This window comes from Fructobacillus tropaeoli (assembly GCF_001047135.2).
Lineage (GTDB): Bacteria > Bacillota > Bacilli > Lactobacillales > Lactobacillaceae > Fructobacillus > Fructobacillus tropaeoli.
In genome coordinates this window covers 1-17,564 of sequence record NZ_DF968084.1, presented here as the reverse complement: position 1 = coordinate 17,564, position 17,564 = coordinate 1, and the positions used below count along the sequence as shown (strand labels likewise).

Annotated in this window: 17 protein-coding genes; 10 read left to right on the top strand and 7 right to left on the bottom strand. The window is 42.2% G+C overall.

What is annotated here, in order from left to right; genetic code table 11:
- Positions 1-66: 66 nt before the first annotated feature.
- The 6 genes from AOQ32_RS08890 to rpmH form a co-directional block, all read right to left on the bottom strand.
- Positions 67-240 carry a hypothetical protein gene (locus AOQ32_RS08890; protein ID WP_168778895.1) on the bottom strand — a complete coding sequence of 58 codons (174 nt, stop codon included), beginning with the start codon at positions 238-240 and terminating at the stop codon, positions 67-69.
- Between the two features lie 22 nt (positions 241-262).
- Complete coding sequence (locus tag AOQ32_RS05995) at positions 263-769, bottom strand: MscL family protein (protein WP_059394023.1); 507 nt, start codon at positions 767-769, stop codon at positions 263-265.
- Between the two features lie 78 nt (positions 770-847).
- Complete coding sequence (locus AOQ32_RS05990; protein WP_059394022.1) at positions 848-1,771, bottom strand: magnesium transporter CorA family protein; 924 nt, start codon at positions 1,769-1,771, stop codon at positions 848-850.
- A 185-nt stretch (positions 1,772-1,956) separates the two neighbouring features.
- Entirely contained in the window at positions 1,957-2,805 is an 849-nt protein-coding gene (locus AOQ32_RS05985; protein ID WP_059394021.1) for a membrane protein insertase YidC, read from the bottom strand.
- The gene (rnpA, locus tag AOQ32_RS05980; protein ID WP_059394020.1) at positions 2,789-3,151 is read right to left on the bottom strand and encodes a ribonuclease P protein component; all 363 of its coding nucleotides are present in this window, start codon (positions 3,149-3,151) and stop codon (positions 2,789-2,791) included. The genes AOQ32_RS05985 and rnpA overlap by 17 nt, the downstream gene beginning before the upstream one ends.
- A gap of 97 nt (positions 3,152-3,248) precedes the next feature.
- Positions 3,249-3,383, bottom strand: coding sequence for a 50S ribosomal protein L34 (gene rpmH, locus AOQ32_RS05975; protein WP_047975516.1), 135 nt, complete (start codon positions 3,381-3,383; stop codon positions 3,249-3,251).
- Positions 3,384-3,891: 508 nt separating this feature from the next.
- Between rpmH and dnaA the strand changes: the two genes are divergently transcribed.
- From dnaA to AOQ32_RS05925, 10 genes are all read left to right on the top strand, one after another.
- Positions 3,892-5,271 carry a chromosomal replication initiator protein DnaA gene (gene dnaA, locus AOQ32_RS05970; RefSeq protein ID WP_059394019.1) on the top strand — a complete coding sequence of 460 codons (1,380 nt, stop codon included), beginning with the start codon at positions 3,892-3,894 and terminating at the stop codon, positions 5,269-5,271.
- A gap of 177 nt (positions 5,272-5,448) precedes the next feature.
- Complete coding sequence (gene dnaN / locus AOQ32_RS05965; RefSeq protein WP_059394018.1) at positions 5,449-6,582, top strand: DNA polymerase III subunit beta; 1,134 nt, start codon at positions 5,449-5,451, stop codon at positions 6,580-6,582.
- 206 nt (positions 6,583-6,788) lie between these two features.
- On the top strand, positions 6,789-7,190 hold the full coding sequence (gene yaaA / locus AOQ32_RS05960; RefSeq protein ID WP_083994446.1) for a S4 domain-containing protein YaaA: 402 nt from the start codon (positions 6,789-6,791) through the stop codon (positions 7,188-7,190).
- The gene (recF, locus tag AOQ32_RS05955) at positions 7,181-8,299 is read left to right on the top strand and encodes a DNA replication/repair protein RecF (RefSeq protein WP_059394017.1); all 1,119 of its coding nucleotides are present in this window, start codon (positions 7,181-7,183) and stop codon (positions 8,297-8,299) included. The genes yaaA and recF overlap by 10 nt, the downstream gene beginning before the upstream one ends.
- 23 nt (positions 8,300-8,322) lie before the next feature.
- Positions 8,323-10,317, top strand: coding sequence for a DNA topoisomerase (ATP-hydrolyzing) subunit B (gene gyrB, locus AOQ32_RS05950; protein WP_059394016.1), 1,995 nt, complete (start codon positions 8,323-8,325; stop codon positions 10,315-10,317).
- A 32-nt stretch (positions 10,318-10,349) separates the two neighbouring features.
- Positions 10,350-12,926: a DNA gyrase subunit A gene (gene gyrA, locus AOQ32_RS05945; RefSeq protein ID WP_059394015.1), complete on the top strand. Its 2,577-nt coding sequence runs from the start codon at positions 10,350-10,352 to the stop codon at positions 12,924-12,926.
- 468 nt (positions 12,927-13,394) lie between these two features.
- On the top strand, positions 13,395-14,051 hold the full coding sequence (locus AOQ32_RS05940; protein WP_059394014.1) for an amino acid ABC transporter permease: 657 nt from the start codon (positions 13,395-13,397) through the stop codon (positions 14,049-14,051).
- Positions 14,032-14,715: an amino acid ABC transporter permease gene (locus AOQ32_RS05935; protein WP_059394013.1), complete on the top strand. Its 684-nt coding sequence runs from the start codon at positions 14,032-14,034 to the stop codon at positions 14,713-14,715. Before AOQ32_RS05940 ends, AOQ32_RS05935 begins: the two co-directional genes overlap by 20 nt.
- Complete coding sequence (locus tag AOQ32_RS05930) at positions 14,705-15,445, top strand: amino acid ABC transporter ATP-binding protein (protein ID WP_059394012.1); 741 nt, start codon at positions 14,705-14,707, stop codon at positions 15,443-15,445. The genes AOQ32_RS05935 and AOQ32_RS05930 overlap by 11 nt, the downstream gene beginning before the upstream one ends.
- 39 nt (positions 15,446-15,484) lie before the next feature.
- Positions 15,485-16,324: a transporter substrate-binding domain-containing protein gene (locus tag AOQ32_RS05925; RefSeq protein WP_059394011.1), complete on the top strand. Its 840-nt coding sequence runs from the start codon at positions 15,485-15,487 to the stop codon at positions 16,322-16,324.
- A gap of 101 nt (positions 16,325-16,425) precedes the next feature.
- Here AOQ32_RS05925 and AOQ32_RS05920 read toward each other — a convergent pair whose 3' ends face one another.
- Positions 16,426-17,181, bottom strand: a complete 756-nt coding sequence (locus AOQ32_RS05920; protein WP_059394010.1) for a LytR/AlgR family response regulator transcription factor — start codon at positions 17,179-17,181, stop codon at positions 16,426-16,428.
- Positions 17,182-17,564 lie beyond the last annotated feature (383 nt).

The following is a 17,564-nucleotide window of genomic DNA, read 5'->3' as shown; positions in this document are numbered from 1 at the left end:
GAAAAGTAAAGAAAAAGCCAAGAAAGAATCTTAGCTTTAAGAAATATCAATGTTCTTTACTTTTTCTTAATCAATTTCATCCTTACGACGATTATCCCACAAATAGGCGATCAACAAAATGACCGTCCCCAAATTGGCGCAAACCAGAGAAAAACCTTCCTGCTTGAAAATCCAACTTGCAATCGAAATAAACATCAAAACCAACGCGATAATCGTGACGATAACTGTTGTTTGCTTCATCCTTCTTCCCTCTCCCTTTAGACTAACTCTTTTGCTTGCTTTCAGCTAGTGCCTGCAAAACCTTTTCCTGCAGCTCATTATTCTTTTTAATCAAATCATTGTTTTCTCGCTGCAATTTTTGCAAAGCCATCATATCCTCATGGGGTTCATCATAACCCCATTTTTCACTCTCCGAATTAATTAACTTATTATTAATAAATTGGATTGTATAATAAACCGCCAACGCAATCGAAATCATTGTTAAAAACGAAGTGATAAACGCTGACCAAGCTTGTTGCGTTGCCGCAAAGTACATCGGATGGTTCTGGGTAAAGAGCCATCGCCAAACAAAGGAAATAAAGCTAGCTAACAAACTCACTAAGTCTTTGATTGCGCCACCAAAAGCATTACCAACAACGACCGAAATCACAAAGGTCAACAGATTCGGTGCAAACAAAAAGCGGCGGAAAGAAACCCAGCCAGCAGAAGACTTCTCTAACAGTAAATCTCGCTGCTCGATAAATTCATTTTTCCGTTTTTTTCTCGACATAATATCCTCACAACATTTGAAATGTTCTTGTTATAAATTTATTATACGGCAATGTGATATAAAAATCAGGGTCTTTGTCTACTTTTTCAAAAAACCATAATGATAGAACAAATAGGTCGCACCAACCATCATTAAGAACATGATAATGATGGTGACCCACCAGCCCGAAGCACCATGAGCAAAAGGCAGATAATCAACGTTTTCACCATAAAAGCCAGAAACAATCGTTGGAATCGTAAAGACAATTGAATAGACAGTTAAGACCTTCATCGTCCAGTTCAAATCCCGATTTCCCAGTGATCCTGTCGCATCTGCAACAGCATTAATCACTTCCATTGCTAAACCAGCCATGTCCCGCGCCTGCTCAACCTCGACCCGAACGGCATCTAATCGATCCAAATCAGCTTCCGAAACGTGGCTTTCATATGAACGTCGGATTTGGTCAAACATAATTAAATCGTTTGCCAATGAATTTTGGAGGTAAATCATTTGAATTTGCAGATGCAATAAATCGTTTGTGTGCTTTGTTAACTGCTTGCGATTACTAAACTGTGCCTGAATCGCACGTCGTTGCCGGTTAATCTCGGTAATTTCATCACCAAACATCGTCATTAATGGGTAAATGCCCGTCACCATAAATTCAAAGACCGACATTTCATCATCATCCGAGCGATGAAAGGTAGTATCACCATTTAAAAAATTTTTCTTAATATAGTCCGTTGGTCGATGCGCAAAAGTATATAAATCACCATTAACCAAAACAATCCCTAACGGACGGGTTAAAACTGGTTCTGGTTCAGCAGAGATGACATCTAAAATAATCAAAGCCTCATCCGCTTCAGGATCAAATTCCATTCGAACACTTTCGTTATGGTCATCCGCATAGCCAATCATTTGTTCTGTTAAACCATGGTCGTCCAAAAGTGTTTTCTCATCTGCAGGACTCATATCGGTGATATGGTACCAAGAAAACTTTGGTGTCTGCTTTAACATCTCAATCATGATGACCCTCCCCTCACTAATTTTCAAAAGAAAATAACACTAGGTATCATAGCAAAAAAAACAGTCTAATTAAACCATCGTTCGTCAAACTTTTAAGACCATCAAACGCTCTTCTTTACTATAAAAGTAATCAAATAAAAAAACCACAGCAAGTCATTGCTGTGATTTCATTTAAACAATAAAAATTAACGCTTTTTACGCTTCTTTGAACGTTGGGCTTTGCGAACCTTACGTGCCTTTTCTTTTTCCAAAGCCAAGGCTTCTTCACGTTCGCGGCGCATCTTGAATGGATTTTGCAAGAAGAACGTTTGTACCATCTGGAACAAGTTTCCAACCACCCAGTAAAGAGAAACGGCAGAGGGAACAGCCAAAGCCGTAAACAAAATTAGGAATGGGAAGACATATGGCACCGCCTTCGTCATCGCATTTTGCTGAGGGTTAGCCTGGGTCGACAACCATGAAGAACCAAAGGTAAACAAGGCAGCCAAAATTGGCAAGATGAAATAAGGATCTTGGTGACCCAAATTCAACCAAAGGAAAGAACCTGAACGCAACACAGGTGAATTATGAATTCCTTGGTATAAGGCAATCAAAACCGGCATCTGAACTAACAAAGGCAGCATTGAGGCAAAAGGTGAAATACCGCGATCCTTGTAAAGTTGCTGCTGGGCGGCAGCTAACAACTGTCGACTCTCAGTATCTCGACCAGGATAAGTATCCTGCAAGGCCTTAATTTCATCTTGCAAGCCCTGCATCTTCTTCATGGAATCGACCTGATAAACCATCAATGGCAAAATCAGGAAACGAACAAAGACCGTAAAGACAATGATTCCAAGCCCATATGAAGACGAGAACCAAGAAGAAACGCCCAAAATCGAGCGAATAAAGATGGCCACAAAGCCACCCCACAGGCCAGAACCGGCAACATGGCCACTATATGAAAGGTCAGCAAGAACAATGCCAACAATGGCCAAGGCTGCTAAGATCAGTGGCAAAAAACCAATTGTTTTTACCCATTTATTGATTCGAGTCATGATTTTCTTCCTTTAAAAGTTTCGCAAGCTTTAAAACATGTTCTAGTTGTTTCTTAATAAAAGCTTGGGACTGGTGTGCTGCAGCTGGTCTGGCAATCACTAAAATATCAACATGTGAATCCAACATTGGTTTTAATTCCAAAAAAGCTTGTCGAATTCGTCGTTTAACAAAAACCCGGTCATGAGCCTTACCGACTTTTTTACCAACTGAAAGCCCAAGACGGAAATGTTTTTGATTCTGTTTTTTTAACCGATATAAGACAAAATACTTATTTGCCACCGATTGATGGTGGTCAAAGACGTTTTGAAATTCGGCTGGTTTTTTAATCCGAAATGTCTTGCGCATGGTCTCTTACCTAAATCACCGTTCACTTATGTACACAGGAAAACCCTGCATTAAAAATCCAATAAAAATAAAAAGGCCACTGCATGCAGCGACCTGATTAGGCAGATAACACCTTACGGCCCTTAGCACGACGGCGAGCCAATACCTTACGGCCATTGCTAGTGCTCATACGCTTACGGAAACCGTGTACGCGTTCGCGATGACGCTTCTTTGGTTGGAATGTACGCTTCATCTATATTTCCTCCATTAATAATTTGTCTGCAAAATTTCTTGCAATTCGAGACTAATCATACCACGGATCCGCCTTTGAGGCAAGTTTTGCACCAAAGTCTCCAACTAAAATACTAAAAATTTTAAAATCGGGTCAAATCAGCTTTCCACGGCTTTATCCAAAAGAAAACCACAAGGTTGTGGACACAAGGGGACAATAACTGTCTTTTCACGTCTTATGCCCGACTTATCCACATATCCACAGGTTGGGGACTGCTTTCTGGGGATAACGTTGAAAAAGTCAGGAAAAACGAGCATAATCCCCTTTTCGTCGTTGATAACTTTGTTGATATGTGGATAACCCGAAAATTTGTTCCCTTTCTTCTCCACATGACAGACAGTTATTAGTCCCCAAGCGGGATAACTTTCTTTTTATTCGCTTTCCTGTGGATAACTAGTCTTTACCCCTTTTTTTTGCTATAATATTCAGCATAGCTTCATCCGTTATCTAATTTTTCTTGGAGATTTACATGTCAAAACAACTTGATCCCGACGTCCTCTGGAAAGAGGTCAGTCTCAGACTTTACAAAACAACCGGTCCTGTCAGTTTTGAAGCAATGATCGCCCCACTTACGCCAATTGGCTTTAAAGATGGCAAGCTTGTTTTATCTGTCCCTGCCGACCATGCCGCTGATATCATCCAGGCATGGAATACACAACAATATGCCATGGACTTCGTCCAACATGCCAACGAAATTACCGGTGACTTCATTCGACCTGAACTAAAGGTCGAAGAAGACAGCGAAGCTGAAACAAATAGTAACTTCAACGGCTACAACGAACCCACCCAAATTCCTTTCTCCCAAGAAAACGATTTAAATTCTGATTTTACATTTGATAAATTCGTCAAAGGTGCCGGGAACGAAAACGCCTTAGCAGTGGCCTTGGCTGTTGCTGAAGCACCCGGCAAAGTTTACAACCCCTTCCTTATTTATGGAGGGGTTGGTTTGGGTAAGACGCATTTAATGCAGTCCATTGGTAACGAATACGCCACTACCCATCCAAATGCCAGCATCAAATATGCGACAGCGGAAGACTTTTTAAATGACTTTACGGATTCACTTCGTGAAGGAAACAAGGCCGATTCGAATGCGACGGCTAAATTTAAAAAAACATACCGCTCGCTCGATATGCTTTTAATTGATGATATTCAGTTTTGGTCGGGTAAGGAAAAAGTGCAAGAAGAGTTCTTCAACACCTTTAATGCCCTAACGAAGGCCGGCAAGCAAATTGTGATGACTTCCGATCGCTACCCAACCGATATTCCAGACTTGCTAACTAGGTTGACCTCTCGCTTTGAAGCTGGCATTACTCAGGACATTCAAAAACCTGATTTGCCAACTCGAGTCGCTATTTTGCGAAACTTGCAGGAACGTAATGATCTCGATATTCCAAACGAGGTCCTGGAATTAATTGGCGAAAAAATTGATACCAACGTCCGTTCTTTGGAAGGCGCCTTTCACAAGTTTGAAGCCAAGATTCGCTTCATGAACAAGCCGGCAACCATTGAAACGGCCCAATCAATCTTGACTGAGCTGAATATCGACCAAGGCAAAAAGATTACGGTGGAACGGATTCAAGAAACCGTTGCCAACTACTTTATGCAAACAATTGCCGATATGCAGGGCTCCCGACGCCAGGCTGATTTAGTCACGGCAAGACATATCGCCATTTACCTCACCCGTACCATGACAAACAAATCATTACCCGATATTGGCCGATCATTTGGTGGCCGCGACCACTCATCCATTTCGCACGCCTACAACAAGGTAGCCGAACAGGTTGAAACGGAGCCAAAGACAAAGGAACTGATTGAAGACCTCGCAAACGAGATCAAAAACGGGAAATAAGCCTTGTGGATAACGCTTTCTTTTCTTTCAAGTTAGTCCCAAAGTTATCAACAGGCAAAAAGTGAGTAAATTAGGCCTCATTCATCAATCCCCCGTTTCCACAGCCCTTATTATTACTACTAGTTAAATAATACTAATATAATATAGATGTACCGACCATAAAGGAGGCCGTGCGCCATGAAATTTTCGATTAACCGTCAAGCCTTTATCAAAGCTTTAAATGATGTTGCTCGCGCAATTTCATCTCGAACAACCATTCCGATTTTGACAAACATTAAATTGGATTTGACTGAGGAAGACCTTGTCTTAACTGGATCAAATGCTGATATCTCAATTAAGATTACATTGGAAGCCAGTGATACCACCAATGAATTGGTAGTTGAAAGTACAGGTGGCATTACTTTGCCAGCAACTTTCTTTATTAATATCGTGAAGCATTTGCCTGCCGATAAGATGACACTTGAAATCGATGGTTTGCAAGCTTTGATTACTTCTGGCTCAGCATCATTTAAGATTAATGGCCAACCAAGTTCCGCTTATCCAAAATTACCTGAATTATCAGAAAGCAAATCATTAAAAGTTTCAGCTGCTCAATTAGTTGAAATTATTGCGCAAACAAAAATTTCGGCTTCAACGCAAGAAAGTCGGCCAATCTTAACAGGAATTCATTTAACGTTGGATGGTAATCAAATTAAAGCCGTAACAACCGATTCACACCGTTTATCGCAACGAATCGTGACGTTAACTGGCACTGAAAATACCGATAAGGTATCCGTGATTATTCCAGCAAAAGCCTTTAATGAATTGCAATCGTTGTTAGATGGACAAAACCGTGTTGAAATTAAGCTTTCAAGTAACCAGGCTGCCTTTATCTTTGGCAAGACAACTTTCTATTCACGGTTGTTGGAAGGAAATTATCCAGAAACTGATCGCTTGATTCCAAGTGAAGCAACTACCGAACTGCAAATTGATGCCGCTGCTTTATCAGGTGCCATCGATCGTGCTTCCTTGCTGTCACACGAATCACGCAATAACGTGATTTTGCTGACCATTAAAGATGGTCAGGCGCAACTTTCTGGAAATTCACAAGAAGTTGGTCAAGTGAAAGAAGAGTTAACAGCTGAAAAGGTTGTTGGGGAAGATTTGGAAATTTCCTTTAACCCGGATTATGTTCGTGATGCCTTGCGCGTTTTGCAGGGAAAGACGGTTGAATTGAAGTTTACGACTAATTTACGGCCTTTCATCATTATTCCTGAAGGTGAAACCGATAATAAACAACTCCAATTGGTAACACCAGTTCGTACATTTTAATCAATTCTTTAGAAAAAGATGGCTCATGCTGATGGCCGTCTTTTTTTTGTGCCATTTTGCACAAAAAAGCCTTCTACTGCTTTTTTATCTGTTTGGCATGAATGCCCAAACGAAAGAAATTGAGCTAAAAACGGCTCTCAGGGGCAAATTAGCGTAAGTATGGTATAATAACGGGGTAAGTATTTACCAAGAAATCGGGGAAAACGATGGCTGAACGCGTAGCAATTAAAACCGCTTATATTACCCTGGCCCAGTTGCTTAAAATGGAAAACATTATTGCTTCTGGTGGCCAGGCAAAAGCTTTTCTCGCTGAGCAATCAGTGTTGTTAAATGGCGAAGAAGAAAATCGCCGGGGCAAGAAATTGTACCCAGGTGATCAGGTTGACTTCCAAGGAACGCGCTATTTGATTGATCATCAAAGTGCAGAGGAAGAGGCCGAAGAAGCTGAAAAACAGGCAATCTTAGCTCGGTTTGCTGCTAGCCAAAAGCAAGTGGCACACAAGGAACAAAAGCGCCAAACAGCGATTTCTCGTCAACAACGGGCGAATAAAAAAGCAGCCCAGCGGTCATCGAATAAAAAGCCGAGTGGACCAGGCTCTTGGAACTAAGCGAGCTGTCCCTCAGCCATTTTCGTAATTATGATCAAACTGATTTGCATTTCCAAAGCGGGATTAACGTCTTTTTAGGGGAAAACGCCCAGGGAAAGACGAACCTCTTGGAAAGCATCTACGCGCTGGCTTTGGCCCGCTCTCACCGGACAAAAACCGATAAGGATTTAATTCAGTGGGGACAAAAAGAGGCCAAAATTGCAGGGCGAATCAAAAATCGTTTCGGTCAAACTCCCCTTTCCCTTTCTTGGTCGGCTAAAGGCAAGCAGGCTCGGGTTAATCATCTTGATCAATCCCGGCTGTCAACTTACATTGGTCAGCTAAACGTCATTTTATTTGCTCCGGAAGACCTGGACTTGGTTAAGGGGGCACCGACGGTTAGGCGCCGCTTTATCGACATCGAGTTTGGACAAATGAACAAACTCTATTTACAGCAAAGTAGCCAATACAAAAAAATTCTCAAAGATCGCAATGCCTATCTGAAGGCTTGGGCACAGGGTGGCCAGCGCGACCAAATCTTTTTAGATGTCTTAACTGAGCAGCTAATTGACGTCGCTAGTCAAATTATTTTGGCGCGACAGAAATTTTTAATCAAATTAGAAGCCCAGGCAAATCAGATTCACCAGGAAGTAGCAAGCCAAAAAGAGGTTTTAACCTTGCATTACCAAACGGCGATTCCAGTTGAAGAAGGTATGCAAAAAGACCAAGTGCAAGAGGCCCTTTCATTGGTCTTTGAGAAGAATGCCGACCGAGAAAAGCGGCAAGGCACTACTTTGGCAGGACCGCATCGAGATGATTTTATTATTGATGTGAATCAAGCCAATGTGGCGGTTTTTGGGTCACAAGGACAACAAAGAACGGCGGCCCTGGCCCTAAAACTTGGTGAAATCGAGTTGATGCATCAAGAAACGGGTGAATACCCTGTCTTGCTCTTGGATGATGTTTTAAGTGAGTTGGATGCCAACCGGCAAACACACCTTTTAATGGCCATTCAAGACAAGGTCCAAACCTTTATCACGGCGCCTTCCCTAACGGAAGTTGCCCGTCAGTTGATTAAGGAACCTAAAATTTTTATCGTCAAAGCCGGTCATGTTCAAGTGGAAGAGTAGCCATGATGGCGTAAAGGAGAATGATGGCAGAGCAAGAGTATCCAGAAAATCAAGAAGTTGCCGCAGTAAATCCGGAAGAAGCAAGTCAAATGCATACGGATGCGGATGCCTATAATGCGGACCAAATCCAAGTTTTGGAAGGCTTAGAGGCCGTTCGAAAGCGTCCGGGGATGTATATTGGGACAACGACGGCCCAAGGTTTGCACCACCTCGTTTGGGAAATTGTCGATAATGGAATCGATGAAGCCCTAGCCGGTTTTGCTAGCCATATCACCGTGACAATTGAGAAGGACAACTCCATCACCGTCACGGATGATGGCCGTGGAATTCCAGTTGATATCCAGTCAAAGACGGGCAAGCCAGCCTTGGAAACCGTCTTTACGATTTTGCATGCCGGTGGAAAGTTTGGCGGCGGTGGTTATAAGGTTTCTGGTGGTCTTCACGGTGTTGGAGCCTCTGTTGTAAATGCCCTTTCAACGTCATTGGATGTCCAAGTTGTTCGTGACGGTCAACTCTACTATATGGATTTCCAAACGGGTCATGTTAAGACACCGATGACGAAAAAAGATGGGCCATTGCCAATCGAACGAGGAACAATCGTTCACTTCAAGCCCGATGCTGATATTTTCCAAGAAACCACTGTTTATAACTATCAAACTCTGTTAACCCGTGTCCGAGAATTAGCCTTCTTGAATAAAGGGTTGCGGATTTCAATCGAGGATAAGCGCTCGGATGAACCACTGAAGGAATCTTTCCATTTTGAAGGTGGTATTAAGGAATACGTTTCTTTCCTTGATGAAGACAAGCAAGCTTTGTTTGATCAACCGGTCTATGTTGAAGGTGAGGAAAACGGCATCGTCGTTGAAGTTGCCTTGCAATATACAACTGGTGTCAAAGAAAATCTGAAAACATTTACCAATAACATCAACACCTATGAAGGTGGTACGCACGAAACCGGCTTTAAGACAGCTTTGACCCGAGTGATTAACGACTATGCTCGGAAGCAAAAGATTATTAAAGAAGGGGCCGAATCATTAACCGGAGAAGATGTCCGGGAAGGGATGACGGCCATTGTTTCCATTAAGCACCCAGACCCTCAGTTTGAGGGTCAAACAAAGACAAAGTTGGGAAATTCGGATGCCCGTCAGGCAACTGATCGGATGTTCTCTGAGACTTTTTCACGCTTTATGATGGAAAACCCAGCGGTCGCTAAGCAAATCGTTGAAAAAGGTTCGCTAGCACAACGAGCTCGTTTATCAGCCAAACGGGCCCGCGAAATGACCCGGAAGCAGTCAGGTTTGGAAATTTCGAACTTGCCTGGTAAATTAGCTGATAATACTTCAAAGGATCCTGAAATTTCAGAACTCTTTATTGTCGAGGGTGATTCCGCCGGTGGTTCTGCTAAGCAGGGGCGTAACCGCTTGACGCAGGCTATTTTGCCAATTCGTGGAAAAATCTTGAACGTTGGAAAGGCAACGATTGACCGGGTTTTGGCTAATGAAGAAATCCGTTCCCTCTTTACAGCGTTAGGTTCTGGTTTTGGGGATGACTTTAATGTCGAAAAGGCCAATTATCACAAGATTATTATCATGACGGATGCCGATGTCGATGGCGCCCATATTCGAACACTGCTGTTAACGTTGTTCTACCGCTACATGCGACCAATGATCGATGCTGGCTATATTTATATTGCTCAGCCACCTTTGTACGGTGTTTCTTTGGGAAATTCCAAAAACATGACTTATTTGGATTCTGATAAAGAACTAGATGACTATTTGGCTCAATTGCCAAGTAATGCCAAGCCAAAGGTGCAACGATATAAGGGGCTTGGAGAGATGGATTATGACCAATTAGCGGATACAACGATGGATCCCGCTAACCGACGGTTGTTACGGGTTGACCCGGCCGATGCCGAAGAAGCAGATGCTGTGATTGATATGTTAATGGGTGGCGATGTGCCACCACGGCGTAAGTTTATCGAGGATAACGCGGTCTTTGTGCAAGACCTCGATATTTAATTGTCGGTCGTGTTTGACGAGGAGTAAATGAAATGCCAGAAGAAATGGATACTCGGATTCAAAATACACATTTGTCCGAGCAAATGAAGACGTCATTCTTGTCCTATGCCATGTCAGTAATCGTGGCCCGGGCACTGCCTGACGTTCGCGATGGAATGAAGCCTGTCCATCGCCGAATTTTGTATTCGATGATTGAACAGGGAAACACACCGGATAAGCCCCATAAGAAATCAGCCCGTGTTGTTGGGGATGTTATGGGTAAGTACCACCCTCACGGTGATTCGGCAATCTACGAGTCAATGGTCCGGATGGCGCAGGATTTTTCATACCGTTACATGCTTGTTGACGGTCACGGAAACTTTGGTTCCGTCGATGGTGATAGCGCTGCTGCCATGCGATATACGGAAGCTCGTTTGTCGAAAGTGGCGATGGAAATGGTCCGTGACCTGAACAAGGATACGGTCGATTTTGTGCCGAACTACGATGGTGAAGAACGCGAGCCAGAGGTTTTGCCTGCTCGAATCCCAAACCTCTTGGTTAACGGAGCAACTGGAATCGCCGTTGGAATGACAACCAACATCCCAACGCACAACTTGGGTGAAGTTATTTCGGCCTTGCATATCTTGATGAACAATCCGGAAGCAACAACCGCTGATTTGATGGAAGCATTGCCTGGTCCTGATTTCCCAACTGGTGGGATCGTGATGGGGAAGGCTGGGATCCGAAAGGCCTACGAGACTGGTCGTGGGACGATTACGATTCGGGCCAAGGTCGATATTGAAACGACAAAATCAGGTCGGGAGCAGATTATTGTAACTGAACTCCCCTATGCCGTGAACAAGGCGCGCTTGATTGAACGAATTTCGGAGTTAGCTCGCGATAAGAAGATCGAAGGCATTACCGGTATTCGTGATGAAACCGACCGCGAAGGGTTGCGAATTTCAATCGATGTCCGACGCGATTCTTCCGCGTCAGTTATTTTAAATAACCTGTACAAGCAAACCCTTTTGCAGACTGGGTTCTCTTTCAACATGTTGGCCATTGATCATGGTGCCCCTAAGACACTGAGCTTAAAGGAAATCTTGATTGCTTATCTGGATCACCAGCGTTCTGTTATTCGCCGTCGGACAAGCTTTGAATTAAAGAAGGCCGAAGCAAGAGCCCATATCTTAGAGGGATTGCGCATTGCCCTCGACCACATTGATGCAATCATCAATATTATTCGTTCATCCAAAACGTCTGATGAAGCCAAGACACGCTTGATTGAGGGATACGACCTTTCTGATAAGCAGTCACAGGCTATTTTGGATATGCGTTTGGTTCGTTTGACCGGCTTGGAACGCGATAAGTTAGAAGACGAATACCAAAAGTTGGTGGCGTTGATTGCTGATTTGAAAGACATTTTGGCCCATCAGGAACGAATCGATCAGTTAATTTACGACGAATTACTTGAGATTCAAAGTCGCTTTGGTGACCCACGTCGAACAGAATTACAAGTCGGTGATGTGACCAGCATCGAAGATGAAGATTTGATTGAAGAAGAAGACGTCATTGTCACTTTGACTAACAACGGCTACATCAAGCGGGTGCCAGCGAGCGAATTTAAGGCTCAAAACCGTGGTGGTCGTGGTGTCCAGGGGATGAATCTGAATGATGAAGACTTTGTGGACCAGTTGGTAAACCTTTCAACTCACGATTCCCTCTTCTTCTTTACCAATAAGGGAAAAGTTTATCGGATGAAGGGTTACGAGATTCCTGAATACGGTCGTCAGGCCAAGGGAATCCCTGTGATTAATCTGTTGAACTTTGAAGAAGATGAAAAGATTCAAACCCTTCTTTCTGTGAATGGTAATCCGGCTGAAAGCCAGGATAACCTCTTCTTCGTTACTCGTAAGGGTGTTGTTAAGCGAACACAGGTGCAAGACTTTGCCCATATCCGGACGTCCGGTTTGAAGGCCTTGACCCTTCGCGACGATGATGAAATTTTGAAGGTTTTGCAGACAGATGGTTTGCAAAATATTGTGATTGCCACGATGAATGGTTACTCTGTGACCTTTGCGGAAGAAGCGGTCCGTCTCATGGGTCGTGGCGCCGCGGGTGTTCGAGGAATCAACTTGCGTGACGGGGATGAAGTAATTGGTGCCGATATCCTAACGCCGGACTCTAAGGTCTTTGTGATTAGTCAAAAAGGCTATGGAAAGCAAACAGCTGCCGTAGAATACCCTGTGAAGGGCCGTGGTGGTAAAGGAATTAAGACGGCAACCATTACCGAAAAGAACGGACCTCTGGCCGGCATGGTCACGGTTGATGGCGATGAGGACATTATGGTCACGACCGACCAAGGGGTCATGATTCGCTTTAGTGTTGATACCGTTAGTCAAACCAGCCGAGCAACGCAAGGCGTTCGTTTGATTCGTTTGGAAGATGATAGTAAGGTAGCCACCTTAACGAAGTTGGAACCGGTTGAGATGGACGATGAGAGTCCAGAAGCTGCTTTGGCTGAAAGCCAGGAAGAAGCAGATAATAGCCAGTCCCCTGTTAGCGACCAAGTTAGTGACTTAGTTGCTCGAGCAGAGGCTGACCAAAACGATACAGATTCTGATCAATAATTAAAATGAAACGCCACGGTATTGAAGGACGAATCGTCCTTGATTGAAAGACCGTGGTGTTTTTTACCAGAAGTCAAGCTCATCAAGGGTTTTGACTTCTTTTCTTTTGCTAAAAGTGATGATTTTTATTTTGGATAAAAAATAAAATGAGAAAGTTGACATTTTAAACTCATCAATATATAATCATTTTAGATTAAGAGAAAAGAGGAGGACCACTCATGCGAATGTGTATGCAACGAACATATCGAGAACGTGATAAACACAAAAGTTGAGAAGATGGTCCTCAAAATAAGTCACGCATAGATTTTCGTTGCATTGTTTGATAATAGCTACCAGTAGTATTAGATGACTTTCATGAAATGAATATCGACGCGACTAAAAGGCAACTTCAATTTTTGGAGTTGCTTTTTTTTGTGGCCTTTTTTTGAGGATACCGTTGATTCTCGTTGTGGAAATAGGGAGAATTTTATGTCTTGGATATACATCCAACAGGCAATTCCGGCTTTTATTAACGGCTTCTTTCTAACGTTAAAATTGGCCACCATTGGGATTATTGGTGCCCTTTTGCTAGGAATTGTTGTTGCGTTTTGGCTTTACTATCAAGTTATTGGCCACCATGTATTGCGGGTTTATATAGCCGTCTCACGAAATACGCCGTTACTAATCCAGCTATTTTTTATTTACTACGGTCTGCCGGGCATTGGGTTAAAAATACCCGCCGAACAGACAGCCATCATTGGCCTGATTTTTCTAGGTGGGTCTTATATGGCCGATGCTTTCTTAGGTGGCCTGGAGGCAGTGCCTAAGATTCAGGTGGAATCAGGGCAAGTGATTGGGTTAAGTACCTGGCAACTGGCACGATACGTTATTTTTCCGCAAGGAATTTTGTATTCGCTGCCAGCGATTGGTGCCAATATTATTTTTTTAATTAAGGAAACGTCCATCTTTACGGTGATTGCCATTCCCGAGATTACCAATACGGCATTAGACCTGATTGGTCAGAATTATCGTAGCAATGAATATTTATTGATGATGGTCGTTAGTTACGCAATTATTTTAATTCCCCTTTCGCTGGGACTTTCTTGGGTTGAAAGGAGGCTGCGCCGTGTTAACTTCAGCAATTAATCTTATTCTGGCTGGAACGAACCTTAGTCGATTGATTGAGGGATTGGGTGTGACGATTGAAATTTCGGTTTTGTCCATTTTCTTTGGCACAATTCTTGGTGGCTTTTTGGGTTTGTTGTGGTCGAACGTTACGGGGGCTGAACGAGGTTTTTTCCGTACTTATTTGGAAATTTTTCGAATTGTGCCAACGATTCCCCTGCTCTTTTTGTTTTATTACACCTTCCCACGGGATTTGAATTTCAATTTACCCGCAACAGCAGTGAGCGTTTTGGTTTTCTCACTATGGTTTGGCGCTGAATTTTCAGATATTGTCCGTGCCGCGGTTCAGTCGGTTGCGAAGGGACAAAAAGAAAGTGCTTATGCAATTGGGCTGACGGCTTGGCAGAGTTATCGCTATGTCCTGCTACCTCAAAGTTTGGTCAATATCTTGCCAGCATATATTAACTTGAGTACGCGGATTATTAAGACAACTTCTATCTTGTTATTGATATCTGTGACGGAAGTCATTACGGTTGGCCAGCAAATTATTGAAGCCAATTCGTCGAATCGTGCGGTACCACTTGTCGTTTACGGTCTAATTGCCCTTTTTTATTTTTTAATCAATGGCACCCTCACCTGGTTAAGCAAGAAAATTGAAAGGAAAGTTGTTGCTAATGACAGATGAAATAATTCAAGTAAGGCACTTAAATAAAAAGTTTGGCGACAAAGTCGTTTTAAAAGATATTAATCTCACCATTCCTAAGAATAAGGTGACCGTGGTTTTGGGCCCATCTGGTTCAGGAAAATCAACGTTAATTCGGACCTTTAATGGGCTCGAATCATTTGATAGCGGCGATTTAGAAATTTTCGGTCAAAAGATTGACCCACATGATAAAAAAGCCTTTGCGGTCATCAAACATGAAATTGGCATGGTCTTTCAAAGTTATGATCTCTTTCCGAATCGAACGGTGATGCAAAACATTACTTTAGGACCTTTAAAAGTTCAAAAAAGAGATGAAACAGAAGTTCTCGACCAGGTAAGACAGTTACTGGCCGAGGTCGGCTTACAAAAATTTGAAAATTATTATCCACAGCAACTATCCGGTGGTCAAAAGCAACGAGTGGCCATTGTGCGTGCGCTGATTTTAAATCCGAAATTAATGCTCTTTGATGAAGTAACGGCTTCACTTGATCCGGAGATGGTTCGTGGGGTTTTGGAAATACTCAAACAATTAGCTGAACAGGATTTGACGATGGTTGTGGTCACCCATGAAATGAACTTTGCTAAACAAGTTGCTGATAAGGTCATCTTTTTGGATAGCGGTGAAATTGTGGAAGAACAAAATGGGAAAAAATTCTTTCAGGAACCACAAACAAAAAGAGCTCGTGACTTTTTGGACAGTATGTCTTTCTAGAAACATAAAACTAGGTATTGATTAATTAGGAGAAAAACAATGAAAAAGAAAATTATTTGGTCAGTAGTGGCCGTACTGGTCATTATTATTGGCATTTTTAGCGTCCATGCTTTCACCTCAAAGGACGGCTCAAGTCAAAATGGTCGCACGATTCAGCAAATTAAGAAATCTGGTGAAATTAAAATTGCTGTCTTTGGTGATTTGAAACCTTACGGTTGGGTTGATCAAAACGGTAATCGTCAGGGATACGATATTGCTTTGGCTAAGAAAATCGGTCAGGACCTCGGCGTTAAGGTTAAGTACGTGCAGGTTAACGCCAATGCTCGAGTTGATGCACTTAATTCTGGCAAGGCCGACATTGCCCTCGCTAATTTCACGGTCACGCCAGAAAGAAAGCAAGTAATTGATTTTGCCAAGCCATACATGAAGGTGTCAATTGGTGTTGCTTCAAAGAAAACAAGCTTAATTACCAACGTTAATCAGTTAAACGGTAAGAATTTGATTGTCAACAAGGGAACAACGGCTGAAACATACTTTACGCAAACGTACAAAAATGCCAAGTTATTGAAGTTTGACTCCAAGACACAACAGTTTGCTGCCTTGAGTGACGGACGAGCAGATGCCATTACCGATGATAATTCATACCTCTTCGCCTGGGTTAAGGATCACCCAGACTATCAGGTCGGCATTAAGCAATTAGGTGACCAAGCCTATATTGCCCCTGGTGTTCAAAAGGGTAACAAGAGTGTCTTGAATTGGACTAACGATGAAATCAAGAAGTTGAACAACAACGGCTTCTTTACGGACGATTATCAACAGAACTTGGAACCGTTCTTTGGGGATGATGTTAAGGCAAGTGATATTACGATTAATAAGTAATTTTGAATGACTTATCCCTCCCCTTTGTTTATCAAATCGTTTAAATCAGTTTTCAAAAAAACATCACAACCACACTATCTATGGTCGTGATGTTTTTTCTTTTAATCATTGCGCTTGAAGTTTGGATTTTCATCTTTGCTTGGTGGTTGAGTAAACCAAGTCGTGTGCATTCGGACTTCGCTTGCATAGCGACGAGAAACCGGTAAGGCATTGCCGGTTGAGAGCGTAATAATTTTTTTCTTGGGTTGGTAGTCCTTTAAATAGTTTAAATTAATCGCAAAGCTTGAGTGAATCTGACAAATATCTTTATGGAGTGGGACAACGGTTTTAAGTGTGGCCCTGATTTTTGTGATACGGTCGTGTTCATGAAAAATAAGGTGATGAGTCCCCTTTTCACATGAGATATAAATGATATGTGTTAGGTCAACTAAAATTGACCGTGTTCCGTTTGGAAAACGCACAAAAATTGGTTTTGTATAAAAAATTTTGTGAAGATTGTACTGGGCTTTTTCAATGGCGCGTAAAAGACGCTTTTGAAAAGTTAAATCACGGTCATTCTTAATAATGAAGTCTAAAACCCCTACTTGGTACTCGAAACAGTAGTTAGCCAATCGACTATCTTCCGCTAAGAGAATGATTTGGGCGTTGGGATTGTTCTTCTTAACTAATTCGGCAGTTTGAAAGCCAATTTTTTCGTGGCCACGGATCTCCAAATCAATAATTAAAATTGGACCTCTTTTATTTGAACGAATCGCGAGTAAAAGTTCTCGTGGAGTTTCAAAAATATGTGGATCGGTTAAAATTTTACGGAACAAGCGCTGGTCACGCTTCTTTGTTGTTAGAATATAGCAAGCCATATTCGCCTCCTTTCCCGTTTAGAAACCTTTCTAAATCAATGGATGAAATTGATGAGTACTATTAGTTAAAGAATAAATTCTATATTAATTATACGAAAACCATAATTTTTTACCACAAATATTTGTAAAAAGTCGCATTTTTAATCATATTTAGATAAATGTTAAATTTAAAGGAGTGTAAAGTACAGTATCTTTTTACAATAAATTAACAAAAAGTAGTCATCATCGAAAAATGTACAATAACGCCTTTTAGTGTAATCAAAACTTTCAAAAAATTATCAAAAAAAGTGTTGACGAATTGAATCAAGGGAGATATACTAGTTATTGTTCGTTACGAAGCAAACGTGCTTCTAGCGAGGCGCTGGTTATCTTGGATAGCCGGC